Source organism: Paenisporosarcina indica, assembly GCF_001939075.1.
In the GTDB taxonomy this organism is placed as follows: Bacteria; Bacillota; Bacilli; order Bacillales_A; family Planococcaceae; genus Paenisporosarcina; species Paenisporosarcina indica.
On the sequence record NZ_MPTA01000001.1, the window covers coordinates 419,239 to 445,438 of the forward strand.

Annotated in this window: 24 protein-coding genes and 1 pseudogene; 24 read left to right on the forward strand and 1 reads right to left on the reverse strand. The window is 38.6% G+C overall.

Annotation, left to right across the window (positions count from 1 at the left end; all coding sequences use genetic code 11):
* The 16 genes and pseudogenes from smc to GY23_RS18995 all read left to right on the forward strand — a co-directional run bounded on the left by smc (position 1) and on the right by GY23_RS18995 (position 15,639).
* The gene (gene smc, locus GY23_RS01970) at positions 1–3,585 is read left to right on the forward strand and encodes a chromosome segregation protein SMC (protein ID WP_075617529.1); all 3,585 of its coding nucleotides are present in this window, start codon (positions 1–3) and stop codon (positions 3,583–3,585) included.
* Entirely contained in the window at positions 3,582–4,589 is a 1,008-nt protein-coding gene (gene ftsY / locus GY23_RS01975) for a signal recognition particle-docking protein FtsY (protein WP_075617530.1), read from the forward strand. Before smc ends, ftsY begins: the two co-directional genes overlap by 4 nt.
* A gap of 76 nt (positions 4,590–4,665) precedes the next feature.
* Positions 4,666–5,001: a putative DNA-binding protein gene (locus GY23_RS01980; RefSeq protein WP_075618207.1), complete on the forward strand. Its 336-nt coding sequence runs from the start codon at positions 4,666–4,668 to the stop codon at positions 4,999–5,001.
* Between the two features lie 12 nt (positions 5,002–5,013).
* Entirely contained in the window at positions 5,014–6,369 is a 1,356-nt protein-coding gene (gene ffh, locus GY23_RS01985) for a signal recognition particle protein (RefSeq protein WP_075617531.1), read from the forward strand.
* A gap of 117 nt (positions 6,370–6,486) precedes the next feature.
* Complete coding sequence (rpsP, locus tag GY23_RS01990; RefSeq protein ID WP_016427708.1) at positions 6,487–6,759, forward strand: 30S ribosomal protein S16; 273 nt, start codon at positions 6,487–6,489, stop codon at positions 6,757–6,759.
* Positions 6,760–6,773: 14 nt separating this feature from the next.
* Entirely contained in the window at positions 6,774–7,007 is a 234-nt protein-coding gene (locus GY23_RS01995; RefSeq protein ID WP_075617532.1) for a KH domain-containing protein, read from the forward strand.
* Between the two features lie 405 nt (positions 7,008–7,412).
* Positions 7,413–7,928 (forward strand): ribosome maturation factor RimM, encoded by a 516-nt coding sequence (gene rimM / locus GY23_RS02000; RefSeq protein WP_075617533.1) that lies wholly within the window; start codon positions 7,413–7,415, stop codon positions 7,926–7,928.
* Positions 7,928–8,665, forward strand: coding sequence for a tRNA (guanosine(37)-N1)-methyltransferase TrmD (gene trmD, locus GY23_RS02005; protein WP_075618208.1), 738 nt, complete (start codon positions 7,928–7,930; stop codon positions 8,663–8,665). Before rimM ends, trmD begins: the two co-directional genes overlap by 1 nt.
* A gap of 126 nt (positions 8,666–8,791) precedes the next feature.
* Positions 8,792–9,136, forward strand: a complete 345-nt coding sequence (gene rplS / locus GY23_RS02010) for a 50S ribosomal protein L19 (protein ID WP_075617534.1) — start codon at positions 8,792–8,794, stop codon at positions 9,134–9,136.
* 81 nt (positions 9,137–9,217) lie between these two features.
* On the forward strand, positions 9,218–9,799 hold the full coding sequence (gene lepB, locus GY23_RS02015; protein ID WP_075618209.1) for a signal peptidase I: 582 nt from the start codon (positions 9,218–9,220) through the stop codon (positions 9,797–9,799).
* A gap of 18 nt (positions 9,800–9,817) precedes the next feature.
* Entirely contained in the window at positions 9,818–10,687 is an 870-nt protein-coding gene (gene ylqF / locus GY23_RS02020; protein ID WP_075617535.1) for a ribosome biogenesis GTPase YlqF, read from the forward strand.
* Between the two features lie 58 nt (positions 10,688–10,745).
* Positions 10,746–11,510 carry a ribonuclease HII gene (locus tag GY23_RS02025; protein WP_075617536.1) on the forward strand — a complete coding sequence of 255 codons (765 nt, stop codon included), beginning with the start codon at positions 10,746–10,748 and terminating at the stop codon, positions 11,508–11,510.
* Between the two features lie 121 nt (positions 11,511–11,631).
* Positions 11,632–12,792 carry an ADP-forming succinate--CoA ligase subunit beta gene (sucC, locus tag GY23_RS02030; protein WP_075617537.1) on the forward strand — a complete coding sequence of 387 codons (1,161 nt, stop codon included), beginning with the start codon at positions 11,632–11,634 and terminating at the stop codon, positions 12,790–12,792.
* Between the two features lie 18 nt (positions 12,793–12,810).
* Positions 12,811–13,713: a succinate--CoA ligase subunit alpha gene (gene sucD / locus GY23_RS02035; RefSeq protein WP_075617538.1), complete on the forward strand. Its 903-nt coding sequence runs from the start codon at positions 12,811–12,813 to the stop codon at positions 13,711–13,713.
* Positions 13,714–13,777: 64 nt separating this feature from the next.
* A complete protein-coding gene (gene dprA, locus GY23_RS02040) occupies positions 13,778–14,674 on the forward strand; it encodes a DNA-processing protein DprA (RefSeq protein WP_075617539.1) in 897 nt (298 codons plus the stop codon).
* Positions 14,675–15,201: 527 nt separating this feature from the next.
* Positions 15,202–15,639, forward strand: a pseudogene (locus GY23_RS18995) (hypothetical protein).
* A 322-nt stretch (positions 15,640–15,961) separates the two neighbouring features.
* Here GY23_RS18995 and GY23_RS02055 read toward each other — a convergent pair.
* The gene (locus GY23_RS02055; RefSeq protein WP_075617541.1) at positions 15,962–16,195 is read right to left on the reverse strand and encodes a hypothetical protein; all 234 of its coding nucleotides are present in this window, start codon (positions 16,193–16,195) and stop codon (positions 15,962–15,964) included.
* Between the two features lie 566 nt (positions 16,196–16,761).
* Here GY23_RS02055 and GY23_RS18155 point away from each other — a divergent pair.
* The 8 genes from GY23_RS18155 (at position 16,762) to rpsB (ending at position 26,153) form a co-directional block, all read left to right on the forward strand.
* Entirely contained in the window at positions 16,762–16,920 is a 159-nt protein-coding gene (locus tag GY23_RS18155) for a hypothetical protein (protein WP_161487555.1), read from the forward strand.
* A gap of 571 nt (positions 16,921–17,491) precedes the next feature.
* A complete protein-coding gene (gene topA / locus GY23_RS02060) occupies positions 17,492–19,567 on the forward strand; it encodes a type I DNA topoisomerase (protein WP_075617542.1) in 2,076 nt (691 codons plus the stop codon).
* A gap of 23 nt (positions 19,568–19,590) precedes the next feature.
* On the forward strand, positions 19,591–20,898 hold the full coding sequence (trmFO, locus tag GY23_RS02065; protein WP_075617543.1) for an FADH(2)-oxidizing methylenetetrahydrofolate--tRNA-(uracil(54)-C(5))-methyltransferase TrmFO: 1,308 nt from the start codon (positions 19,591–19,593) through the stop codon (positions 20,896–20,898).
* 191 nt (positions 20,899–21,089) lie between these two features.
* Positions 21,090–21,983 carry a tyrosine recombinase XerC gene (gene xerC, locus GY23_RS02070; RefSeq protein ID WP_075617544.1) on the forward strand — a complete coding sequence of 298 codons (894 nt, stop codon included), beginning with the start codon at positions 21,090–21,092 and terminating at the stop codon, positions 21,981–21,983.
* Between the two features lie 31 nt (positions 21,984–22,014).
* Positions 22,015–22,563, forward strand: coding sequence for an ATP-dependent protease subunit HslV (gene hslV, locus GY23_RS02075; protein WP_075617545.1), 549 nt, complete (start codon positions 22,015–22,017; stop codon positions 22,561–22,563).
* Positions 22,560–23,954, forward strand: coding sequence for an ATP-dependent protease ATPase subunit HslU (gene hslU, locus GY23_RS02080; RefSeq protein ID WP_075617546.1), 1,395 nt, complete (start codon positions 22,560–22,562; stop codon positions 23,952–23,954). Before hslV ends, hslU begins: the two co-directional genes overlap by 4 nt.
* A gap of 85 nt (positions 23,955–24,039) precedes the next feature.
* Complete coding sequence (codY, locus tag GY23_RS02085; RefSeq protein WP_075617547.1) at positions 24,040–24,819, forward strand: GTP-sensing pleiotropic transcriptional regulator CodY; 780 nt, start codon at positions 24,040–24,042, stop codon at positions 24,817–24,819.
* A 620-nt stretch (positions 24,820–25,439) separates the two neighbouring features.
* A complete protein-coding gene (gene rpsB, locus GY23_RS02090) occupies positions 25,440–26,153 on the forward strand; it encodes a 30S ribosomal protein S2 (protein ID WP_075617548.1) in 714 nt (237 codons plus the stop codon).
* Positions 26,154–26,200: the final 47 nt, after the last annotated feature.

A 26,200-nucleotide genomic window follows, 5' to 3' on the forward strand; every position in this document is an offset into this window, starting at 1 on the left:
TTGTTCCTAAAACGACTTGAAGTCATTGGATTTAAATCGTTTGCGGATCGAGTTGGCATCGATTTTGTACCAGGAGTTACTGCAGTGGTAGGTCCAAACGGTAGTGGTAAGAGTAATGTTACGGATGCTATTCGATGGGTGTTAGGTGAGCAATCTGCAAAATCACTTCGTGGATCAAAAATGGAAGATGTGATATTTGCAGGAAGTGACTCAAGAAAAGCATTGAATTTTGCGGAAGTTACTCTGCTATTAGATAATTCAGACAAACGCGTACCGTTAGATTACAGCGAAATCAGTGTCACGAGACGTGTGTTTCGTTCAGGAGATAGTGAATATTTATTAAATAAACAATCTTGTAGATTGAAAGATATAACCGATTTATTTATGGATTCGGGTTTAGGGAAAGAAGCCTTTTCCATCATATCTCAAGGTCGTGTTGATGAAATTTTAAATAGTCGACCTGAAGATCGCCGTACGATCTTTGAAGAAGCAGCTGGTGTTTTAAAGTACAAATTACGCAAAAAGAAAGCTGAACACAAATTGTTTGAAACAGATGACAATTTGCACAGAGTACTTGATATTTTACATGAACTCGATGGTCGAATGGAGCCTCTGCAAATGCAGGCGTCAACAGCGACCGATTACATTAGAATGTCAGAAGAATTAAAAGACATTGACCTAGGGGTAATTGCTTTTGATTTGCAACGTATTGATCAACAATTACATGAAATGAAACAACAAGTAGACATTCACGAGAAACAAGGACAACAGCTGGAGAACGGCATTGGAAAAATGGAGAATGAGTTGGAGTCAATCCGACAGCAACAAACTGTGCAAGACCGCTTAATCGATGAATCGCAAGAATCTTTAGTTGAAGCAAGTTCTGAACTTGAGCGTTGGGACGGCCGAAAACAATTGATGGCTGAAAAACGTCAAAATAAAGATCAGCAAATTGATAAGCTAAGATTAACAATTGTTGAATATGAACAAGAGAAAAACGAATTGACAAACCAATTACAACAAAAACAGTTAGAAACAACACAAAAAAGAACTGAATTGCGAACTGTTCAGAACGAAGTCAAACAATTAGACCATTTATTGAGTCAGTCTAGTGCGGAGATTGAGGTGGAAATAGAGGATTACAAATCTACCTATATCGAGTTGTTAAACGAGGAAGCTACCGTCAAGAATGAGTTGAAGCATTTAAATCAACAGCTTCTGCAACAACACGAACATAAAGACAAAATGAGTAGTGAATTCGAACAGATCACTATGGATTTAGAGAAAGTTGAAGTTCAAAAGAAACTTGTAGATCAACAATTAGCACAAATTCGTAGTCTTTTAGACGAAAAGTTGACGCAGTTTAAAGAACTGCAACAAGCAATTGCTAAAGAAAAAGATGAATTAGAATCGAAACAATCGATGTTGTATCAAGCGTACCAACATCAGCAACAATTAAAAGCTAGAAAAGAATCGCTTGAAGCTCTTGAAGCGGACTTCTCTGGTTTCTTCCAAGGTGTCAAAGAAGTATTAATTGCACGGGAAAATGGACAATTAACAGGAATTACAGGTGCAGTGGCAGAACTTATTCAAGTGAAACCAGCTTATGCCAAAGCACTTGAAACAGCCCTTGGTGGTGCGATGCAACATATTGTGACCGAATCCAATGAGGATGCAAGAAAAGCCATTGCCTACTTGAAAAATAAGCGTTCAGGTCGTGCAACATTCTTACCTAAAACCGTCATGAAGTCTCGCAAAGTGCAGTCAGATGCATTACGTAGCGTAATGAACCATCCGTCATTTATTCAAACAGCAGATGAACTCGTTACATATGACGAGTCTTCAATGTCAATCGTTGAGAATTTACTTGGAAATGTACTCGTCGTAAAAGATTTACAAGGTGCTTCACAAATTGCGAAGTCCATTCAATATCGTTATCGAGTTGTGACACTGGATGGGGATATTGTCAATGCGGGAGGTTCATTAACTGGTGGATTTACAAAACAACAGTCTTCTGTATTTTCGAGAAAAGCCGAGTTGGAAGACCTTGTATCGAAATTGAATGGCATGGATCGTTCGATTCAAACAGCTGAAAATCAAGTTGCAACTCTAAAAAACTCTATTGATCATCAATCTGAACTCCTGGAAATACTACGTACCGAGGGGGAAGAAAGTCGTGCGAATGATTTAGAGCTCAGTGCGAATCTCCGTGAACTCGAAACCGCCTATAAACGTTTAAATGAACGCGCTTTTGTTTCGGATTCTGAAACAAAAGATGTATCAACTCGTCAGCAACAAGCGGCAGAGAAAAAGAAACAAGCAGAGCAGAGATTAACAGAATTAAAAGCTGAATTGGATCAAATTAATGAAACCATTCATCGCTTAACCAATCTAAAGTCGAAAAGTTTAAGTGAACGTGATCAATTAACAGAAAAAATGGCTGAACTTCGTTCAAGAAAAGCCGTCTTAACCGAACAATCGAAGGTCGCAGAGTATACAGTAGCTGAGTTGCAAGATAATTGTCAAAAGGTTATTCAAAAACTTGATCATGCGAAAAAAGAGATGCAGTGGTATGAAAATGGTGACAGTCAAGTAGGACCAACACCAAGTGAGATTGATCGCGAATTGAACGGTTGGTTAGAAAAGAAACATTCGTTAGTTCAATTAATTGCGAGTGCCAAAGAAAAACGATCTCAAATCCACACGCAATTACAAACGGTTGAGCTTCAGTTGAAAAAAAACCAGCATCTACACAAACAACAGTTGGACGTTTTAAGGACTGCGGAAGTGAAGATGAATCGTTTAGATGTAGAGCAAACTGCATTGCATGCTCAACTAGAAGAAAACTATCACCTAACATTTGAAGATATTGAACTTCCTAACCTAGATACATTCGAGGAAGACGTGTCTCGTAAAAAAGTTAAATTACTCAAACAATCAATTGAAGAATTAGGTCCGGTTAACGTAGCTTCAATCGAAGAATTTGAACGTGTCTCTGAACGCCACACGTTTTTAACAGACCAACGACAGGATTTATTGGAAGCGAAAGAAACATTGCATGAAGCAATCAAAGAAATGGATGAAGAAATGACTACCCGTTTCAGTGATACATTCCATGCCATTCGAACACAATTTAGTCTTGTTTTCCGGGAGTTGTTTGGAGGAGGACATGCTGATTTAATCTTGTCCGATCCTATAGATATGCTAGAAACCGGTATTGAAATCGTGGCTCAACCCCCTGGGAAGAAGCTGCAAAATTTAAGTTTACTTTCAGGTGGAGAACGGGCGTTAACGGCAATCGCATTATTATTTGCCATTCTAAATATTCGACCAGTACCGTTTTGTATATTGGATGAAGTGGAAGCGGCACTTGATGAATCGAATGTCGTTCGCTATAGTCAATACCTGAAAAAGTTCAGTCATGATACTCAATTTATCGTCATCACTCACCGTAAAGGAACAATGGAAGGTGCCGATGTCTTATATGGGATCACAATGCAAGAATCGGGTATATCGAAATTAGTATCGGTGAAATTGCAAGAAGAGCAACCGACACTTGTCGCACAAGGGAGCGTTAGAGCATGAGTTTCTTTAAAAAAATAAAAGAAAAATTAACAGGAACAAGTGAATCTGTTTCTGTATCAGAAAAGTTTAAAGATGGTTTATCAAAAACCCGTAATCAATTCACTTCTAAAGTGAATGATTTAGTTGCAAAATACCGCAAAGTAGATGAGGATTTCTTCGAAGAGTTAGAAGATTTATTGTTACAAGCAGACGTAGGTTTTGAAACAGTAGTGGAATTAATGGACTTACTACGTTTTGAAGTGCAACGGAAAAATATTAAAGACACTGCAGGCATCCAATCGGTCATTTCAGAGAAGCTAGTTGAAATTTACGAGTCAGGCGACAACAGTTCCAACGAACTTCTTGTTCAAGATGCGGGCTTAACCGTTATTTTATTTGTAGGTGTCAATGGGGTTGGGAAAACTACTACAATCGGGAAACTGGCACATCGCTTAAAAGGGCAAGGTAGAAAGGTCATGTTAGCTGCTGGAGATACTTTCCGAGCAGGTGCAATTGATCAATTGCAAGTGTGGGGGGACCGTGTTGGTGTTGAAGTCATCAAGCAATCTGAAGGGTCTGATCCTGCTGCCGTTATGTATGATGCTGTACGTGCTGCGAAAAACCGTGGTGTTGATGTGTTGATATGTGATACTGCTGGTCGTTTGCAAAATAAAGTAAACTTAATGAATGAATTACAAAAAGTTCATCGCGTGATTGAGCGAGAAGTACCTGGTGCTCCACACGAAGTGTTACTTGCTCTAGATGCGACTACAGGTCAGAATGCATTGATTCAAGCGCAATCTTTTAAAGAGGCAACAAATGTTACGGGCATTGTTTTAACAAAGCTTGACGGTACAGCTAAAGGCGGAATTGTATTAGCGATCCGTAACAAGCTGAAAATCCCTGTTAAATTTGTTGGACTCGGTGAAAAAATGGATGATTTGCAACCATTTGATACTGATAAATATGTTTATGGATTATTTGCTGATGGACTAGAGCAAGAAGACAAAAATGAACTTAACTAGACAAGTAAAAATACTTGACACTTCAAGTGATGCTCGTTAAGATACAAGTAGAAAGCTTCGGGTGGGAGAGATCATGATGCAAATTGAAAAAACAACACGCATGAACTTCCTTTTTGATTTTTATCAGTCCTTACTGACAGACAAACAACGAAGTTATATGCATCTCTATTATTTAGATGATCACTCACTTGGAGAAATAGCTGACGAATATAATATATCTAGACAAGCTGTCTATGATAATATTCGTCGAACAGATGCAATGTTAGAAGAGTACGAAGATAAACTTCGACTATTGGAAAAATTTCAACAGCGCAAAGATGTGATGGAGCAATTGCAACAAGTAATTCAAACAGATTCTGTCAATCAGGAATTAGCATTGGAATTGATTGAACAGCTAAAAGAATCGGATTAGGAGGCGGCATGCATGGCATTTGAAGGTTTAGCTGAGCGGCTGCAAGGAACAATCCAACGTATCAAAGGCAAAGGTAAAGTTTCCGAAGCAGACGTAAAAGAAATGATGAGAGATGTCCGACGTGCGTTGATTGAAGCGGATGTTAACTTGAAAGTTGTCAAAGACTTCGTCAAAGTTGTTAGTGAACGTGCTGTTGGTGTGGACGTAATGAAGAGTTTGACACCAGGACAACAAGTAATCAAAATCGTTAAAGAAGAGTTGACGGTGTTGATGGGTGGCGAACAAAGTCCGATTCAATTTGCGAAAAAACCACCAACTGTCATCATGATGGTGGGTTTACAAGGGGCTGGTAAAACAACCACAACTGGTAAGTTGGCCAATATCTTGCGGAAAAAGTATAATCGTAACCCACTATTAGTGGCTGCGGATATTTATCGACCAGCTGCAATTCAACAGCTTCAAACCATTGGAAAACAATTGTCTTTACCTGTTTTTTCGTTGGGGACAGATGTATCACCAGTAGAAATTGTCCGTCAAGCATTGGAACAATCAAAAGTAGACCACAATGATGTAGTGATCATAGATACCGCTGGTCGTTTGCATATTGATGAAAAACTGATGCAAGAATTGAAAGACATTCGCGCATTAAAAGAACCAGATGAAGTGTTCCTGGTTGTTGATGCAATGACTGGTCAAGATGCTGTTAATGTTGCTCAAAGTTTTGATGAAACAGTCGGTATTACAGGGGTAGTATTAACGAAGCTTGATGGCGATACACGTGGTGGAGCAGCATTATCAATCCGTTCAATTGCACAAAAACCGATTAAATTTGTCGGGATGGGTGAGAAAATGGATGCACTTGAACCATTTCATCCGGAGCGTATGGCATCTCGTATTCTAGGGATGGGTGACATGATGTCACTGATTGAAAAAGCACAAGCCAATGTAGATGAAGAAAAAGCGAAAGAGCTGGAAGAAAAATTCAGAACACAAAGTTTTACGTTCGATGACTTTATTGATCAAATGAATCAAGTGAAACAAATGGGTCCTCTTGAAGATATTATTAAGATGTTACCTGGAGCAGGTAAAATTAAAGGCTTAGAAAATGCTAAAGTGGATGAAAAACAAATGGGTCGTGTAGAGGCGATTATTTATGCGATGACACCTCAAGAAAAAACGACGCCTGACATCATTAACTCGAGCCGGAAAAAACGAATTGCCAAAGGGTCGGGTACCTCAATCCAAGATGTAAACCGCTTGCTCAAGCAATTTGAAGATATGAAAAAAATGATGAAACAAATGACAAACATGCAACAAAAAGGCAAGAAAAAGATGAAAATGCCAGGATTGAACTCGCTTTTCAAATAATAATTATCCCATTATTTCAATGTATTTATAAGGTGTTAAGAAAAAACACTTTACAAACAAATCAATCCTTGATAATATACTATCTTGTGTGAAACTATTCGGAGGTGCAATTAAAAAATGGCAGTTAAAATTCGCTTAAAACGTATGGGAGCTAAAAAATCTCCTTTCTATCGTATTGTTGTTGCTGACGCTCGTGCTCCACGTGACGGCCGTCAAATCGAAACAGTTGGTACTTACAACCCATTAACAAAACCAGCTGAAGTTAAAATCAACGAAGAATTAGCGTTGAAATGGTTATCAACTGGTGCTAAACCATCTGATACAGTACGTAACTTGTTCTCAGAACAAGGCATCATGGAGAAATTCCATAACGCAAAAAACGCTAAGTAATCGGGGGCGGCATAATGAAGCAGCTGATTGAAACAATTGTTAAACCATTAGTTGATTATCCGGAAGAAGTTCGTGTTGAACGTGACGAAAATGCAAACCGTATTGTCTACAAACTTTCTGTCCATGCTGATGATATGGGGAAAGTTATTGGTAAGCAAGGACGTGTTGCGAAAGCAATACGCACCATTGTTTATTCAGCAGCAAGCAGTCACCACAAAAAAAAGACTTATGTCGATATTCTAGATTAAGAAAAAGGAGGGAGCTTAGGTTCCTTCCTTTTTTGTACTAAAAAAGAGTAAAATAAATTTTACTTGCTGACAATTTAATGCATTGCTACAAGCACCGCTCACTCATGAGTTTCTGCTGGAAACCTGCGTTGGACTGGAGTGGCGCTTTCAGTTGTCTAATGTCTAGCTACAATCGCCACCCGAGGTCCCATCAGGGGGTCAGTAAGGCGGAATTTCGCCTTTCATCCTTCCAAAGCCGATGTTGGGCAGAGTTTCGCTTTGTGCTTTTCTAATGTCTAGCTGCAAGCGCCAGCCCGCACCTAAGCTTCAGGCCCTCATGCGAAAGCAGGCTTTCGAATCGGTCCTTCCAGCACCGGTGTGGGCTAGAGTGGCGCTTTCCGCTTTTCTATAAAAGGAGTGATTTTGATGGAATGGTATAACGTAGGTAAGATCGTAAACACTCATGGAATTCGTGGAGAGGTTCGCGTCATCTCAAGTACGGATTTTCCAGAAGAACGTTATGCAGTTGGTAACAAGCTTTCGCTTTTCAAGGCGGATTCAAAAACTCCAATTGTATTGACGGTTGCAAGTCATCGTCAACATAAAAATTTCGATTTGTTGACTTTTGAAGGGTTTTTAACAATTGAGATGGTACAAGGGTTCAGAGATGGAATCCTGAAAGTTTCAGAAAATCAATTGTCTGATCTAGAAGGCGATGAATACTATTTCCATGAGATCATGGGTTGTACAGTCCATGACCAGGATGGACAAGTGATTGGCGTAGTGACCGATATTTTGCAAACAGGTGCAAATGATGTTTGGACGGTTACACCGGAAAAAGGAAAAGCTCACTATATTCCGTATATTGAAGATGTAGTAAAAGAAATTGATATTGATGAAAAGAAAATTATCATTGATGTTTTGGACGGCCTATTGTCATGATGAACATTCATGTGTTGTCGTTGTTTCCGGAAATGTTTGAAGGAGTTTTCGGTTCATCGATCTTAAAAAAAGCACAAGAAAAGAATGCTGTTTCTTTGGAAGTCACTAACTTCCGATTATATTCGGGCAATAAACATAGCCAGGTGGATGATTATCCTTATGGTGGGGGAGCAGGTATGGTTTTGAAACCAGAACCCCTATTTCAAGCGGTAGAGGCCATAACTGGAGACTCTAAAAAACCTCGTATCATTTTGATGTGTCCGCAAGGTGAGAGATTTACGCAAGCGAAAGCGGAAGAACTGGCAACGGAAGAAGAGCTTGTATTCTTATGTGGCCATTATGAAGGATATGATGAACGAATTCGACAACATCTGGTGACAGATGAAATCTCGATTGGTGATTTTGTGTTGACGGGTGGAGAACTTGGAGCAATGACGGTAATTGATAGCGTGGTGCGTTTATTACCTGGTGTTCTAGGCAATGATGACTCACCAGTTCAAGATTCGTTTTCAACTGGCTTACTCGAACACCCTCACTATACTAGACCTGCAGACTTTAACGGTTTAAAGGTCCCTGATGTGTTACTTTCTGGAAATCACGCTCACATTGAACGGTGGCGACGTGAACAGTCGCTATTTCGAACGTGGAGTAGACGACCGGATCTCTTAAGTAATACAGAACTTTCTTCAGCTGAACAAAAGTTAATTGATCAATGGGAGAAAGAAAAAAACGACTAATATGCCTTGCTTGCAGCTTTGAATTGTGGTAACATCTAACTTGTACTTCTATGCGAAGTGCTGAATTACGGTGTTCCGCTGCAGCCACAGTCGCTGGCATGAGCATCTGTCTAAGGAGAGAAAATTATGCAAAACATTATTACTGAAATCACTAAAGAACAACTTCGTACGGATCTTCCTGATTTCCGTCCTGGTGACACTGTACGTGTACACGTTAAGGTCGTAGAGGGAACTCGCGAACGTATCCAAATGTATGAAGGTGTAGTTATTAAACGTCGTGGTGGCGGTGTGAGTTCAACTTTCACTGTTCGTAAAATTTCTTACGGTGTTGGTGTTGAACGTACATTCCCTGTACACACACCAAAAATTGCTCAATTAGAAGTTCTTCGTCGTGGTAAAGTACGTCGTGCGAAATTGTACTACCTACGTGACCTTCGTGGTAAAGCAGCTCGTATTAAAGAAATTCGATAATTGTCAAATCAGGAAGAGAGCTTGGCTATCAAGCTCTCTTCCTTTTTGCGTGAAACTAAAAATACTTGTACAATAAAAGGTATTAATGCAAGGAGGCAACAACATGGAACAAACGAAAAAAAGAAAAATGAATTTTGGGAATGGTCTAAAGCCTTACTCATCGCATTTGGACTTGCATGGATCATCCGTTATTTTTTATTCACACCGATTGTAGTGGATGGAGAATCAATGATGCCAACGCTTGAAGATGGAGACCGTATGATTGTCAACAAAATTGGCTACGAAGTGGGAGAACCAGACCGTTTTGATATCGTGGTGTTTCATGCACCTGAGAAAAAAGATTACATTAAGCGTGTAATCGGTCTGCCAGGAGATCGTGTTGCCTATAAAAATGATCAATTATATATAAATGGAGAGCCATTGCCAGAACCGTATTTAGATCCCAAAAAAGAAGAGATTAATGAAGGTACTTTAACAGAAGATTTTACACTCGAAGAGCTTTGGCAAATTGAAGTTGTTCCTGAAGGATATGTCTTTGTGATGGGTGATAATCGCAGATACAGTAAAGACAGTCGAATTATTGGTGTGGTTTCAATGGAAGAAATAATAGGCAGTACAAGCTTTATTTTTTGGCCACCAAATGAACTGGGACTTGTCGAGTAACATAGGGGGAATTAGTACATGACCATTCAATGGTTTCCAGGACACATGGCGAAAGCTCGTCGTCAAGTTACTGAAAAATTAAAATTAGTAGATATCATATTTGAATTAATCGACGCAAGATTACCACTTTCTTCAAGAAATCCAATGATTGATGAAGTGATTGGACAAAAAACAAGACTCTTGATATTAAATAAGGCCGATATGGCAGATGACGTAGAAACGAAAAAGTGGATTCGTTATTTTGAAGAGCGTGGTCATCGTGCAGTCGCCATTAACTCATTTGAAGGAAAAGGATTACAAACTGTAACAAAAGCAGCTACTGAATTGTTAGCAGAAAAATGGGAACGAATGCGTTCTCGTGGGATTAAACCTCGTGCTATTCGTGCCATGATTGTAGGGATTCCGAACGTTGGAAAGTCTACATTAATCAATCGCTTAGCAAAGAAAAACCTCGCTAAAACAGGAAATACTCCAGGAGTCACGAAAGCCCAGCAGTGGATTAAAGTTGAAAAAGAGCTTGAACTGTTAGACACACCGGGTATTTTATGGCCGAAGTTTGAGGATCAAGCGGTTGGGTACAAATTAGCATTAACAGGTGCGATTAAAGACACCATTATTAATATGGAAGATTTAGCTGTTTACGGACTTCGGTTCTTAGCTGAACATTATCCGAAAAGAATGGAAGAACGCTACAAACTCACTGAAGTAGATGAAAATTTAGTTGAGACATTCGATCATATCGGAAAACTCCGACGCACTTTTGCAGGTGGCGGGGAAATTGATTACGATCAGGTAGCTCAACTTGTAGTCCGTGATATCCGTAATCTCCATCTAGGAAAACTGACTTTTGATCTTGTGGATGAAATTAAATTAACTACAGAAAAATGACCTTTTTTGCCTTCGGGTAGGAAAGGTTTTTTCATGAAGGTACATAGAGGTGAATCGTGTGGAAACTGTAAAAAACATTGCTGAAAAGCTAAAGGTGACTTTTCAACCATCTGATTGGACGCTAGCACTGACAACAGATCAACGAGTCGGCGTACAAAAATTAGTCTCTTCTTGGCAAAAAAGAATAGATCAAGAAAAATATATACAAGCGCAACATACAGAAAAAATACAATTTGATACAAGCTTTAAACATCAGCCAGAAGATTTAGTAGCAGGAATTGATGAAGCGGGTAGAGGGCCACTTGCAGGTCCAGTCGTTACGGCAGCAGTCATTTTTTCTGATTATTCGAAAGAACTTGTTGGTTTAAATGACTCGAAGCAATTGTCGCGAATAAAAAGACAAAAGTTTTCGGAAATCATAAAGAAACATGCAGCGGCTTACTATATACATATTCAATCTGTCGAAAAAATCGATACGCTTAATATTTATGAAGCGACAAAAGATTCGATGGCACTGTCAGTAAGCAATCTGTCCATTCAACCGGATATCTTATTAGTCGATGCTATGACGCTACCAACCACCATTCGACAGCACTCCATCATAAAAGGTGATGCAAAGAGTCTTGCAATAGCAGCTGCATCGATCTTAGCGAAAACAGCGCGAGATGATATAATGGATGAGTTCGACAAAATATACCCCGAATACAACTTTGCAAAGAATGCAGGATACGGCACGGCAGAACATTTAACTGCTTTAAAGCAGTTTGGTGCCACCGGTATTCACCGAAAAACATTTGAACCTGTAAAGTCGATGATTCGCTAAGAAGTCCGAATATTTGAAGTTTAGCGGAAAACAATAGACTTATGTGGACATTGTTTGACAGGTTTTATACAATGGGTTAGGTAGTAAATTACTTGACAGAAGTTTGATTGGAGGATGTAAGATGAATATCCATGAATATCAAGGGAAACAACTCCTCAGACAATATGGTGTCTCAGTATCGAACGGCCTAGTTGCTTTTTCTCCAGAAGAAGCAGTAAAAGCTGCAAAAGAACTTGGCACAGACGTTGTCGTGGTGAAAGCTCAAATCCATGCGGGTGGTCGTGGTAAAGCTGGTGGTGTTAAAATCGCGAAGAGCTTAGATGAAGTTCGTGAATACGCGAAAGAACTTCTTGGGAAAGTCCTTGTTACTCATCAAACAGGTCCAGAAGGAAAAGAAATTAAGCGTCTTCTTGTTGAAGAAGGATGCGATATTAAAAAAGAGTACTATATTGGTTTAGTACTTGACCGTGCAACTTCTCGTGTAACTCTTATGGGTTCTGAAGAAGGCGGAATGGATATTGAAGAAGTTGCTGAAGCAACTCCTGAAAAAATCTTTAAAGAAATCATTGATCCAGTTGTTGGATTGACAGGCTTCCAAGCTCGCCGTATGGCTTTCAACATGAACATCCCAGCAAAATTGGTAAACAAAGCAGCGAAATTCATGCTAGGTCTATACCAAGTATTTGTTGAAAAAGATGCAGCAATCGTTGAAATTAACCCGCTTGTAGTTACAGCTGGTGGAGACGTAATGGCTCTAGATGCGAAGTTTAACTTTGATGCAAATGCTCTATATCGTCACAAAGACATTTTAGAACTACGTGACTTCGACGAAGAAGATGCAAAGGAAATCGAAGCTTCTAAATATGACCTAAGCTATATTTCTTTAGATGGAAACATCGGTTGTATGGTTAACGGTGCTGGACTAGCTATGGCAACAATGGATACGATTAGCTATTACGGCGGATCACCCGCTAACTTCCTTGACGTTGGGGGCGGTGCGACAGCTGAGAAAGTAACTGAAGCATTTAAAATCATTCTTTCAGACAAAAATGTTAAAGGTATTTTCGTTAACATCTTTGGCGGAATCATGAAGTGTGACGTTATCGCTGAAGGCGTAATCACAGCTGCGAAAGAAGTTGGATTACAAGTACCACTTGTTGTTCGTTTAGAAGGAACAAACGTGGACCTTGGTAAGAAATTATTGAATGAATCTGGCTTAAACATTGTTGCGGCTGGTTCTATGGCGGATGGCGCGCAAAAAATTGTTGAACTTGTAGGCTAAGAAAGGCAGGGACAAAAGATGGGCGTATATATTAATAAAGATACGAAAGTAATCGTTCAAGGTATTACTGGATCAACTGCTCTTTTCCATACAAAAGAAATGCTTGAGTATGGTACTAAAATCGTCGCAGGTGTTACACCTGGTAAAGGCGGTACTGAAGTTGAAGGCGTACCTGTATTTAATACGGTAGAAGAAGCTGTCAAAGCAACAGGCGCTAACGTGTCAGTTATTTATGTTCCAGCTCCTTTCGCTGCAGATGCAATTTTAGAAGCAGTCGATGCCGATTTAGATATGACAATTTGTATTACTGAACATATTCCAGTATTGGATATGGTTAAAGTGAAACGTTATATGGAAGGCAAGAAAACTCGTTTAGTTGGACCAAACTGTCCTGGAGTTATTACTGCTGATGAATGTAAAATCGGGATTATGCCTGGTTACATTCATAAAAAAGGCCATGTAGGAGTAGTGTCACGTTCTGGAACACTTACTTATGAAGCAGTGCACCAACTTTCTCAAGCAGGAATTGGACAAACTACTGCAGTAGGTATCGGTGGAGACCCAGTTAACGGAACAGACTTTATCGATGCTCTTACTGCGTTCAATGAAGATCCAGAAACATTGGCTGTTGTAATGATCGGTGAAATCGGCGGAACTGCGGAAGAAGAAGCAGCTGAGTGGATTCAAGCGAACATGACAAAACCTGTTGTCGGCTTTATTGGCGGACAAACAGCTCCTGAAGGTAAACGTATGGGCCATGCTGGTGCGATTATCTCTGGTGGTAAAGGTACAGCTGCAGAAAAAATCAAAGCGATGAATGCTGCTGGAATGGAAGTTGCACCAACTCCTTCTGTTATCGGTGAAACATTAATCAAAGTGATTAAAGAAAAAGGCTTGTACGAGCAATGTAAAACACATTAATATAGAAAGAAGCGGCACATCGTCCGACGATGTGCCGCTTTTTTTACAATAAAGGAGGAAAGGTATGATTAATCAAACGTTTCATCATCGACTACTCGCACTGCATTACGTTTTACCCGTCCCACTTAATCGCTTGAAGCCCCTACTTCAGGTCGATCCAGACTTAGCGACATGTGAGTATATGACCACTCATCAACTATCCCGTCTATTGAAATTATCCCATCAACGTGCACAAAAATTCAAAGAATCTTATCGTAAAGCGCTTGAAACCCCTCTAATTCAAGCGTACAAAACGCACAACATAACACCACTCCCATATGATCATCCCAACTATCCAAAACAATTAAACACACTGTATGATCCACCTGCGGTATTGTATGCCAAAGGGCGATTGGACTATTTACTCATGAATTACCATGTTGCAGTAATCGGTTCCAGAGATGCTACCGAGTATTCACAACAGATAATGTCCTATATACTTCCGCCACTGGTGAAGCATGATATGGTGATTGTTAGTGGACTGGCAAAAGGAGCCGATGCCATGGCCCATCAATTCACACATGATATTGGCGGAAAGACAATTGGCATTTTAGGACATGGCCATTTTCATCAGTACCCACAAGAAAATTCGTATTTATACGATATTATGGAAAAACATCATTTAACCTTATCTGAATATCCACCCTATGTATCCATACAAAAATGGTATTTCCCGATGCGAAATCGAATAATTAGCGGACTTTCACACGCGGTAGTAGTAACAGAAGCCAAAGAAAAAAGCGGCACAGTTAGTACACTTCAACACGCGTTGGACAATGGAAAAGATGTCTATTGTGTACCGGGACCTATTACATCAATGCTATCGTTAGGACCACATCAATCACTACTCGAAGGGGCAAAACCTCTCTGGCATGGCTATCAAATTGTAGAAGAATTGCTAGCCATGAAGCTTAATAAATAACAGGATAATGATAAATGGTTGCATTCTCGTAGATTATGCAACCAACTATCATCAAATCCTCTCAAGAAATTCTGTAACTTGAAGTACATCGATTTTTTCACAATACCTCATTTACAGGAATGTATGTTCTGTTTTGATCTGAAAAAAGAGAACGTCTTTCAATCTTGAAAAGGTTCAAGGGTTGAAAATATTACTCTCATGAAAATGGTCCATCAATTTTGCGGATGGCAGCATAACGAAAAATTGAATAGTTGGTTATGTGCTCGAGATGAATCCCTCGCATTGTTCGATAACTGGATGATAGTCCTCGCTAGAAATGGCTAGGAAGATATTTACGAAGATTATCGAAAATATGCGAATGATGAATCTATCAAAATGGGACCAGAACTATATAAACGAATTTTTTTGTATTCAGAGAAAGGGACATGAAGGAGGAGAGAGATTAAATGTCGTGCCTGGGACGAAGTGGATAAAAAAATGTGGATCACCGGTCAAGAAGATGAAACAGATGAAAAAACTGCTGGAACATTCTAAACGTACTGTTCAAGAAAATACAGAAGGATGATGAGAAAGAAAGAAGTCCTCATGTTCCATGTGCTTAGTGATGAATTACCGCACGCTGATGAGCTTTAAAGATGCCTGGCAGGGATTTCCTTTAATCACTGTGTGAGAGAGTTCTACAGACATGCTAGGGGCTGAATTGGTATCTATCCAATGAGATAATAAAATAACGGTTCTAAAATTTAATATCAAACGTGATGTTGATGGTAAAGGCAGCAAACTTTATTTATTTGCAGGTGAAAATGTGTTTTTGATTCTATAACCTTCTCAAATTACGATTGATGAGTTTTACGAGGATGATCATGAGGGAAGTCGAATATCAAGTGGACACTGATGGCAGTGTTAATGTAAATCAACTATCCATTGATGATGAAGTGGGAGATTTCGATTATGTAGAAGATTAAACTGAACTTACCTCCAATGGGTGAAATTATATAAATAGTTGGATAATCCTCGGCACGATGTTCATGTTCGTGCTGTGGCTCCTCATAAACCAGAATAGGAATTGATTAAATGGCTAAGTTAAAGTTGCGTGAAAAAGGAGAATCTTTTAGTCCTTCAGTAACTGTGCATAAATCACGGAATGGGGTTCCTACCAATTTTGAAATTGGTGGTCATAAGTACGCTTTAGTTCACGTACCAAATAACAAAGGGAAAGATAATACTAAGAAGAAACCCCGGAGTTGACTGAAACTGTACAACAAAAAAACCTCCTATTGAAAGAGGTTAACTAGTAATATCTGTATTTGTTACAAGTTGGATTCTTTCTGCAGCTTTACCAAGGTCATCATATAACTCAATTGTGTTTGTTGCTAAATTGGTAATTTCAATTGTACTGGTATCCCTTAAACATCTTACGACTATTTGAGGTTGACCCTTAATGCTAAAAGTGTGTTTAATCTCTACATTATTGTACTTACAAAGTGTTTTCAGCATTACAATTAAATTATTTTTGGACATTTTATTTTCCCCTTCCATTAGTGGAAGAGGACTAAGAAAAGTCCAAAGGTTTCCAGTATTTATTAATTAAGTATAACACATTATTGATATATATGTAGAATTATGGTAACTACTTCACAGTTCAACGATAAGCAACGACAAAGGAGGGTCATAAACGCATACAAAAAAACGTCAGAAAATGATATATAAACTCGTAGTAATTGAGTCGTGACTTTTAATGGAAAGTGGGTGAGTATATGTATGAATGGTTGCGGGGTTATCAGAAATTAGAAATCAAAGTATATTAATTCACTTCTATTATATTTACTATCAATTATTTTATTGATTATATCTTTTGAAGTCTTTTCTAATAAAGGAATCATTTTCGAAGTTTCATTAATAGCCTTTCTAATTTAAAACATTTGTACCACTATTCATACATAAAGTCACGTCCAATCGGGTGTGGCTATTTATTATACTTTTCTATTATAATATTTAAAATATTTGTAAAATAAAAAGGATTTTTGTAGATAATGCAGAATATTACTGTGTACGAAGAAATTTCTAAGGAAAGGAGATTGGAATTTATGAAAAAGAAAAAGTCAATGTTTTCTATCTTGGGCCTTTTATTAGTTTTGAGTTTATCATTTGGTAGCAGTGCAAGTGCAGGACCAGTTGATTGGGAGCCTGATCCACCAAAGCCACCACCAACTAAGTGCGTAAAAGCACCTTGCCCATTATTTTAATTAATTTTAAAAAGCATCGAATCTAAAACGATCGGTGCTTTTTCTATGTCGAAAAATGAATAGAAGGAGGCTAAGTCACAGTCACATTATTATGATGTAAATTTTTCGAATACATAAAAGGTGTGTGAGTAAATTGATTAATATTGGATTGATTCTTACCGTATTTGTTACGATACCAATTTTAATTATTACGGTGTAATTAAAAGAAAGAACCTAAAACGTTAAGTATATGAAGTCTACTCATTTGAGTGGGCTTTTTTATTACAATAGGTACTGCGTCTGCCTATACCGCGATGAAATTTGAACGCGCCGGACAAAGTGCTTATTTTCGTTTTCTTCTAGTCACTGAGTGACCAAAAAGTGACCGACGAAATGAATTTATAGAAATTAATATAGTATAAATTGAAGCAAGATTTTGTTGAAATGTCGAAAGAAGTTGTTACATCAAGGAATACGATTAAAAATACCTTCTATTAAAGTCTTACTTGCATTATCCTAGAAACTGTTATACATTTTGCAACAGGTATTTCTTTTATTGATTTATAAGGAACCTCTATAAGGAGGCACATACATGTCGGATTTTTTAGTGATTGTGGAATCGCCAGCCAAAGCGAAAACAATTGAACGTTACCTTGGCAAAAAATACAAAGTGAAAGCATCACTTGGTCATGTTCGTGATTTACCACGGAGCCAAATGGGCGTAGATGTAGAAAATGATTACACACCAAAGTACATTACCATTCGTGGCAAAGGCCCGATTTTACAAGATTTAAAATCAGCAGCCAAAAAAGCGAAGAAAATTTATCTCGCGGCTGACCCGGATCGAGAAGGCGAAGCAATTGCTTGGCATCTCGCGAATTCATTAAACATTGATATTGAATCAGATTGTCGCGTGGTCTTTAATGAAATCACTAAAGACGCGATTAAAGAATCATTTAAACACCCTCGTCCAATTGATATGGACTTAGTTGATGCACAACAAGCTCGACGAATTTTAGATCGACTGGTTGGATACAACATTAGTCCAATACTATGGAAGAAAGTCAAAAAAGGATTATCAGCAGGTCGTGTACAATCAGTAGCTTTGCGACTGATTATTGACCGCGAAAACGAAATAAAAAACTTCCAACCAGAAGAATACTGGTCAATAGAAGGAAGTTTTGAAAAAGGGAAGAAAAGCTTTGATGCACTTTATTTTGGAAATGGTGCTGAAAAAGTAAAATTAACGAATGAAGCACAAGTAAAAGAGATTTTAAGCAATTTAAAAGGTGATAAGTTTGAAGTAACAAGTGTAGTGAAAAAAGAACGTAAACGTAATCCAGCACCATCCTTCACTACTTCTTCACTTCAACAAGAAGCAGCTCGTAAACTAAACTTCCGAGCACGAAAAACAATGATGCTTGCACAACAACTATATGAAGGATTAAATGTTGGAAAGGAAGGGACAGTTGGGTTAATTACGTATATGCGTACCGATTCAACGAGAATATCTGACACAGCGAAAAAGGATGCGCATTCATACATCGAAGAATCATACGGCAAAGAATTTGTGACAACATCGACTGCACCAGAAAAACAGTCTAAAAAATCACAAGATGCGCATGAAGCTATTCGACCGACGAGTGTACTACGTTCACCTGATCAACTGAAAGCAATCTTATCGAAAGACTTATTCCGCTTATATAAATTAATTTGGGAACGTTTCTTAGCAAGTCAAATGGCTTCAGCTGTACTAGATACAGTGACCATCGATTTAAATAATGAAAATGTGGTGTTCCGTGCAAATGGATCTCAAGTGAAATTCCCTGGTTTTATGAAGTTGTATATTGAAGGTAACGATGATCAAGAAGAAGAAAAAGATCGCATCTTACCAGATATGGAAAAAGGTGATTTTGTTAAAAAGCTTGAAATTGAACCGAAACAACATTTTACACAACCACCTCCTCGTTATTCAGAAGCACGGCTTGTGAAGACGTTGGAAGAGTTAGGGATAGGTCGACCGTCTACTTATGCACCTACGCTTGATACTATTCAAAAACGAGGTTATGTCACACTCGAAGCAAAACGCTTTATTCCCACCGAACTTGGTGGAATTGTACATCAACTTGTATTAGAGTTCTTCCCGAATGTTATTGATATTGAGTTTACGGCTCAAATGGAGAAGGACTTGGATAGCGTGGAAGAAGGCCAAGAAAAATGGGTTCACATCATTGACAAGTTTTATCAAGACTTTGAAAAACATGTGACACATGCCGACGAAGCGATGGAAAAAGTCGTGATCAAAGACGAGCCTGCTGGAGAAGATTGTGAAAAATGTAATTCTGCTATGGTCTTTAAATTAGGCCGATACGGGAAATTTATGGCGTGTAGCAATTTCCCGGATTGCCGAAACACGAAAGCAATCGTTAAAAATATCGGAGTAACTTGTCCTTCATGTAAAGAAGGCGAAGTTGTTGAACGTAAAAGTAAGACGAAACGCATATTTTATGGGTGTGAGCGCTATCCAACATGTGAGTTTGTTTCATGGGACAAGCCAATAAGTCGTCCATGTCCAAAATGTAATTCTTTACTTGTTGAGAAAAAGCTAAAAAAAGGGAATCAAATTCAATGTACTGAATGTGATTACAAAGAAGATGCGCAAGCGTAATATAAAAAAGGTTGGTGTTGAAATTGACAATCGTCAATGTAATTGGAGCAGGATTAGCTGGTAGTGAAGCCGCTTGGCAAATAGCAAAAAGAGGTGTTCGTGTTCGATTATTTGAAATGCGACCGGTTAAACAAACACCTGCTCACCATACGGATAAATTCGCAGAACTTGTCTGCTCAAATTCTTTACGTGCCAACACATTAACGAATGCCGTCGGCGTTATAAAGGAAGAAATGAGAATGTTGGATTCTGTGATTATTGGAGCTGCGGACCAATGTGCAGTTCCAGCAGGGGGTGCCCTTGCTGTTGATCGTCATGAATTCTCAGCGTATGTAACGGAAAAAGTGAAAAACCATCCACTTGTAGAAGTTATCAATGAAGAAGTAACGGAAATTCCTGAAGGGATTACCATCATTTCAACAGGACCATTAACTTCACCTGCACTAGCTGAAAAAATTCAACAATTGACTGGACAAGACTATCTATACTTTTACGATGCAGCAGCTCCAATTGTTGAAAAAGATAGTATCAATATGGACAAAGTATATGTGAAATCTCGCTATGATAAAGGAGAAGCTGCTTATATTAATTGTCCAATGACAGAAGAAGAATTTGATCGTTTTTATGAAGCGCTGATTTCGGCTGAAGTGGTACCATTAAAAGAATTCGAAAAAGAAGTCTATTTCGAAGGATGTATGCCGTTTGAAGTAATGGCTCAGCGAGGTAAAAAAACATTGTTATTTGGTCCAATGAAGCCAGTAGGACTTGCAGATCCTAAAACAGGAAAAGAACCATTCGCGGTTGTTCAGTTAAGACAAGACGATGCAGCAGGCACACTTTATAATATTGTCGGTTTTCAGACACATTTAAAATGGGGCCCTCAGAAAGAAGTTTTGAAGTTAATCCCAGGTCTTGAGGACGTTGAAATTGTCCGTTTTGGAGTGATGCACCGCAACACGTTCATTAACTCACCACGTGTTTTAAAATCTACGTATCAATTGAAAACGAACCATCAATTGTTCTTTGCAGGACAAATGACCGGAGTTGAAGGATATGTAGAATCTGCTGGAAGTGGCTTGATAGCAGGCATAAATGCTGCTAAACTAGCACTTGGAGAAGAATTATTAGTGTTCCCGGAAGAAACTGCACTAGGTAGTATGGCTAGATATATTACGGAAGCTGATCCTAGGAACTTCCAACCAATGAATGTAAATTTTGGTTTATTTCCTGCATTAACCAAACGTTATAAAACGAAGGAAATGCGTGGGGAAAAGCAGGCCGAACGAGCACTAGGGACAATTCGAAATTTTATGAATTCACAATCGATTTGATTGCTGAAAGCCTCTAATTATTGTTATAATTTAGAGGCTTTTTATTTTGCCGAAAATATGAAATAGCAAAAGGTTTTCGATGCGTTCCTTCCACCACTTTTCACTTGGACTCTCTAAGGAGATCAAGAAGCCTTAGCAGGTTTAGCCACACTTTTAGTCTTCGAACCGAATATTTGGGGGTGAAAATACGAATGTCTCCATCGGAAGCTCTATCTCAGTTTAAAAGCTACATCCAACTTGAGAAAAATTATTCAGAACACACTGTTCGTGAATATGAATCAGATCTACTCTACTTTTTTGGTTTTTTGCAATCTGAAGGGATTGAAAGCCTTCATGACGTTGAATACATCCACGCAAGACTGTACGTCACAAAACTGTACGACGAATCACTTTCGCGTACTTCAATATCAAGAAAAATTTCTGCGATCCGCTCTTTCTTTAAGTTTGGTAACCGAGAATTCGGTTTAAAAGAAGATGCATTTCGCTCTTTATATCATCCGAAAAAAGAGGAAAGACTTCCTCATTTTTTTTATGAAGAAGAATTACAACAATTATTTCAAGCAACTGAAGGCGAAGAATCCATGCCTCTTCGTAATCGAGCGATCCTTGAACTGTTGTATGCAACTGGAATTCGAGTGAGTGAATTAACATCGATAGAACTGCGAGATATTGATATGCGTCTTGGTATAGTACGCGTGATGGGAAAAGGACGTAAAGAGAGATATGTACCATTTGGTCAATTTGCTCAAGATGCATTGGAACACTATATGGACGAAGCACGTCCTAAGTTAATGAAGCAATTAAAGCACAATTTTGTTTTTACGAATATGCGTGGCTTACCTTTAACGCCGCGTGGTGTAAGATTTATTTTGACCGACATGGTAGAAAAGGCTTCATTACACACAAAGATTTATCCGCATATGTTGCGACATACATTCGCAACGCATTTGCTAAACAATGGAGCCGACTTGCGAACAGTGCAAGAATTGCTTGGACATAGTCATCTGTCTTCAACACAAGTTTATACACACGTAACGAAAGAACATTTGCGAAAAACTTATATGAACGCCCATCCAAGAGCATAATCTAGGATGAGCGAAAGAAGAGGTGAGGATCTTGGGAGAAATACATGCAACCACGATATTTGCAATTCAACATAAAGGGAAATGTGCGATGTCCGGAGATGGCCAAGTTACTTTAGGCAATCAAGTCGTGATGAAACATACTGCGAAAAAAGTAAGACGATTACACAACGGTCAAGTGTTAGCTGGTTTTGCTGGTTCCGTTGCAGATGCTTTTACTTTGTTTGAAATGTTTGAAACGAAACTCTTGGAGTATAATGGGAATCTTCAACGAGCAGCTGTCGAACTTGCGCAACAATGGAGAGGCGACAAAATGTTACGTAAACTTGAAGCCATGTTGCTAGTAATGAATGAAGAGACACTATTATTAGTTTCTGGCACAGGTGAAGTGATCGAACCGGACGATGGAATTCTAGCCATTGGTTCAGGAGGCAACTTCGCATTAGCTGCAGGTCGTGCATTAAAACAGTATGCTGGCGAGTCCATGAGTGCAAAAGAAATTGCCAAAGCCGCTCTAACTACTGCTGCAGATATTTGTGTATTTACCAACCATCAAATTATTGTGGAGGCGTTAAGTGAATGAGTAAACAACAATTAACACCTAAGCAAATAACCGAACATTTGGATCGGTATATTGTTGGACAAAAAAATGCGAAAAAATCTGTTGCGGTAGCATTGAGAAATCGTTATCGTAGAAGCTTGTTGTCTGATGAAATGAAAAATGAAGTCATTCCGAAAAATATTTTAATGATTGGTCCTACGGGAGTCGGAAAGACAGAAATTGCTAGAAGAATTGCAAAACTTACAAATGCCCCATTTATAAAAGTGGAAGCAACTAAGTTTACTGAAGTGGGATATGTTGGACGCGATGTGGAATCTATGGTTCGCGACTTAACAGAAGCAGCTGTTCGTATTGTGAAAGATGAAATGACTGAAGCAGTAAAAGGTCAAGCAGAGCGTTTAGCAAATGATGTGATTGTTCGTCTACTCGTTCCATCATTGAAAAAGAAAAATAATGCCCAAAATCCATTTGAGATGTTATTTGGACAAAAAGCTGAAGCTGAAGAAACTACCTCAGATGATACAGAGACACGTTTAAAACGCTCTCAAATTGCCGAAGATTTAAGAGATGGAAAACTAGAAGAAGAATGGGTAAACGTTGAAGTAACTGAGCAAATGCCTTCGATGTTTGATGCTTTCCAAGGTTCGGGTATGGAGGGTATGGGGCAAAATATGCAAGATGCTTTATCTAGCTTTATGCCAAAGAAAAAGAAAAAACGTCGTTTACAAGTTAAAGATGCACGTCGAATCTTAATAATTGAAGAAGCGAGCAAGCTCATTGATTCAGAAGAAGTGGCTCAAAAGTCAGTAGAGCGTGCTGAACAAACGGGGATCATCTTTATTGATGAGATTGATAAGATTGCTAGCAAGGGTGGAAACGGTTCATCTGCGGATGTTTCGCGAGAAGGCGTGCAACGAGACATATTGCCAATCGTCGAAGGGTCGACCGTACAAACGAAATATGGCGCTGTGAAGACAGATTATATGTTATTTGTTGCGGCAGGGGCTTTTCATTCTGCAAAACCATCTGACTTAATTCCAGAGTTACAAGGGCGTTTCCCTGTGCGTGTTGAATTAGAGAAGTTGACAAAAGAGGATTTTGTACGAATCTTAAAAGAGCCGGATCACTCTTTAATTCGTCAATATAAATCTTTACTTGAAACTGAGGGAGTTACCTTGGACTTTACAGACAGTGCAATTGAGCGGATTGCTGAAATTGCTACTGAAGTGAATCAGGAAACGGATAATATCGGAGCAAGACGTTTGCATACCATTTTAGAGAAATTACTAGAAGAGGTTTCATTCGAAGCTTCAGACATTGCGCCAGCACATATCGACATTACGCCGACATATGTTGACCAAAAACTAGGGAATATCGTGAAAAATAAGGATTTATCACAATTTATTTTGTAATTCAAGTATTAACAGTTTTAAAAACAATTAAAAAAACCTAGAATATTCAGTAAACAGCAACACCCAAATACAGGAGGCCATTATCATGAACTTATTAGATAAAACTAGAAAAATTAATTCGATGCTTCAAGCATCAGCTGGAAAAGCGGTTAACTTTAAAGAAATGTCTTCAACTCTTAGTAACGTAATTGAATGTAACGTGTTTATCGTTAGTCGCAAAGGAAAATTACTAGGACATGACATCAATCAAAAAATTGAAAACGAACGCATGATTAAAATGATGGAAGAACGTCAATTCCCTGAAGAATATACAAAAAATCTTTTCAATGTAAATGAAACATCTTCTAACTTAGATGTATACAGCGAACACACTGTATTCCCAATTGAAAACCGTGAACTATTCGAAGATGGTTTAACAACCATCGTACCGATTATCGGTGGTGGCGATCGCTTAGGGACATTAATTCTTGGGCGTTTAAAAGACGAGTTCCATGATGATGATTTAATTCTTGGTGAATACGGCGCTACTGTTGTTGGGATGGAAATTCTACGTGAAAAATCAGAGCAAATTGAAGTTGAAGCACGTACGAAAGCTGTTGTTCAAATGGCAATCAACTCATTATCTTACAGTGAGTTAGAAGCAATTGAACACATTTTCGAAGAACTTGACGGCAGTGAAGGTTTACTAGTAGCTTCTAAAATTGCAGATCGTGTAGGAATAACACGTTCTGTAATCGTAAATGCTCTTCGTAAATTAGAAAGTGCTGGTGTAATTGAATCTCGTTCTTTAGGAATGAAAGGTACGTACATTAAAGTATTAAATGATAAATTCTTAAACGAATTGGCGCAATTAAAATTAAAATAAGTTAATACTAGAGACCACAAAGAAAAAATCTTTGTGGTTTTTTTGTTTTTGAAAATATAAAATTCGGGTTTACCACGAATCCAGTGTTCAAAGCTTTTTCCTAACCTAAATAGAGTGGACTGAAAAAGGTCACCATTATAGACTGAACTAAATATTCCCTAAAATAACGCCGCTACGATTTGTGGATGCCTCCAACGAGAAGGCAGGCATAAAACGACTGCCAGTCTTCTCGCTCTGGCTACCACTCGAACTTAGTAAGCAGTGGGAAGTCGAAAGTTCATCATCGACCGATTGTTCGCTAAAGGAAAATATCTATTCTCTGGTTGCCAAAACCAAAATTACTATTCACATTTAGGCATCAAGGCATCCATAGCGACCTGCGAATCCGAAAGAAAGTGACAGTGATCATTAGCAGTTTTCAATCACAATAAAGAACTTGGTATCATTTCGTTAGATTTTTTCTGCAATATCACTTGCAGTATCGCTCTAGATATGGTATATTTTCAAATGGTGTTATCACACACGTATTTGGATAGTGACAAGTGGTCCTTAACTCGTTAAGGTCTTGAGCACTAGTTGAAGAATACGGAGGAAAAAAACCATATCAGGAGGAACAAAACATGTCTGTAATATCTATGAAACAATTACTTGAAGCTGGTGTACACTTTGGTCACCAAACTCGTCGCTGGAACCCGAAAATGAAAAAATATATTTTCGTGGAACGTAACGGAATCTACATCATCGATCTACAAAAAACGGTTAAGAAGTTAGAGGAAGCTTATGACTTCATGCGCCAAGTTGGAGCAGATGGTGGTAAAGTACTTTTCGTTGGTACGAAAAAACAAGCACAAGAAGCAATTAAAGATGAAGCAGAACGTTCAGGAATGTACTATGTTAACCAACGTTGGTTAGGTGGTACACTTACAAACTTCGGAACGATTCAAAAACGTGTTAATCGTTTAAAAGCAATCGAAAAAATGGAAGAAGACGGTACATTCACTGTACTTCCTAAAAAAGAAGTTGTTCAACTTAAAAAAGAACATGAACGTCTTGTTAAATTCCTAGGCGGTATTCGCGACATGAAGGGTGTTCCGGACGTAATGTTCATCGTTGACCCACGCAAAGAGCGTATTGCTGTTGCTGAAGCGATTAAACTGAACATTCCTATCGTTGGAATTGTTGATACAAACTGTGATCCAGATGAAATCGACTATGTAATCCCAGCAAACGATGATGCTATCCGTGCCGTTAAATTATTAACTGGTAAAATGGCTGATGCGTTACTTGAATCAAAACAAGGTGAAGAAGAATCTCCAGCTGAAGCTGCTGAGTAATTCACACGTATGTTACAGGTGATAAGCGGCTAAACCCCTTATCACCT

Bases quoted from the DNA above. Each gene is read 5' to 3' on its own strand.
- ftsY (WP_075617530.1), top strand. From the start codon at position 3,582: ATGAGTTTCTTTAAAAAAATAAAAGAAAAATTAACAGGAACAAGTGAA.
- GY23_RS01980 (WP_075618207.1), top strand. From the start codon at position 4,666: ATGCAAATTGAAAAAACAACACGCATGAACTTCCTTTTTGATTTTTAT.
- ffh (WP_075617531.1), top strand. From the start codon at position 5,014: ATGGCATTTGAAGGTTTAGCTGAGCGGCTGCAAGGAACAATCCAACGT.
- rpsP (WP_016427708.1), top strand. From the start codon at position 6,487: ATGGCAGTTAAAATTCGCTTAAAACGTATGGGAGCTAAAAAATCTCCT.
- GY23_RS01995 (WP_075617532.1), top strand. From the start codon at position 6,774: ATGAAGCAGCTGATTGAAACAATTGTTAAACCATTAGTTGATTATCCG.
- rimM (WP_075617533.1), top strand. From the start codon at position 7,413: ATGGAATGGTATAACGTAGGTAAGATCGTAAACACTCATGGAATTCGT.
- trmD (WP_075618208.1), top strand. From the start codon at position 7,928: ATGAACATTCATGTGTTGTCGTTGTTTCCGGAAATGTTTGAAGGAGTT.
- rplS (WP_075617534.1), top strand. From the start codon at position 8,792: ATGCAAAACATTATTACTGAAATCACTAAAGAACAACTTCGTACGGAT.
- ylqF (WP_075617535.1), top strand. From the start codon at position 9,818: ATGACCATTCAATGGTTTCCAGGACACATGGCGAAAGCTCGTCGTCAA.
- sucC (WP_075617537.1), top strand. From the start codon at position 11,632: ATGAATATCCATGAATATCAAGGGAAACAACTCCTCAGACAATATGGT.
- sucD (WP_075617538.1), top strand. From the start codon at position 12,811: ATGGGCGTATATATTAATAAAGATACGAAAGTAATCGTTCAAGGTATT.
- dprA (WP_075617539.1), top strand. From the start codon at position 13,778: ATGATTAATCAAACGTTTCATCATCGACTACTCGCACTGCATTACGTT.
- GY23_RS02055 (WP_075617541.1), bottom strand. From the start codon at position 16,195: ATGTCCAAAAATAATTTAATTGTAATGCTGAAAACACTTTGTAAGTAC.
- GY23_RS18155 (WP_161487555.1), top strand. From the start codon at position 16,762: ATGAAAAAGAAAAAGTCAATGTTTTCTATCTTGGGCCTTTTATTAGTT.
- topA (WP_075617542.1), top strand. From the start codon at position 17,492: ATGTCGGATTTTTTAGTGATTGTGGAATCGCCAGCCAAAGCGAAAACA.
- xerC (WP_075617544.1), top strand. From the start codon at position 21,090: ATGTCTCCATCGGAAGCTCTATCTCAGTTTAAAAGCTACATCCAACTT.
- hslU (WP_075617546.1), top strand. From the start codon at position 22,560: ATGAGTAAACAACAATTAACACCTAAGCAAATAACCGAACATTTGGAT.
- codY (WP_075617547.1), top strand. From the start codon at position 24,040: ATGAACTTATTAGATAAAACTAGAAAAATTAATTCGATGCTTCAAGCA.
- rpsB (WP_075617548.1), top strand. From the start codon at position 25,440: ATGTCTGTAATATCTATGAAACAATTACTTGAAGCTGGTGTACACTTT.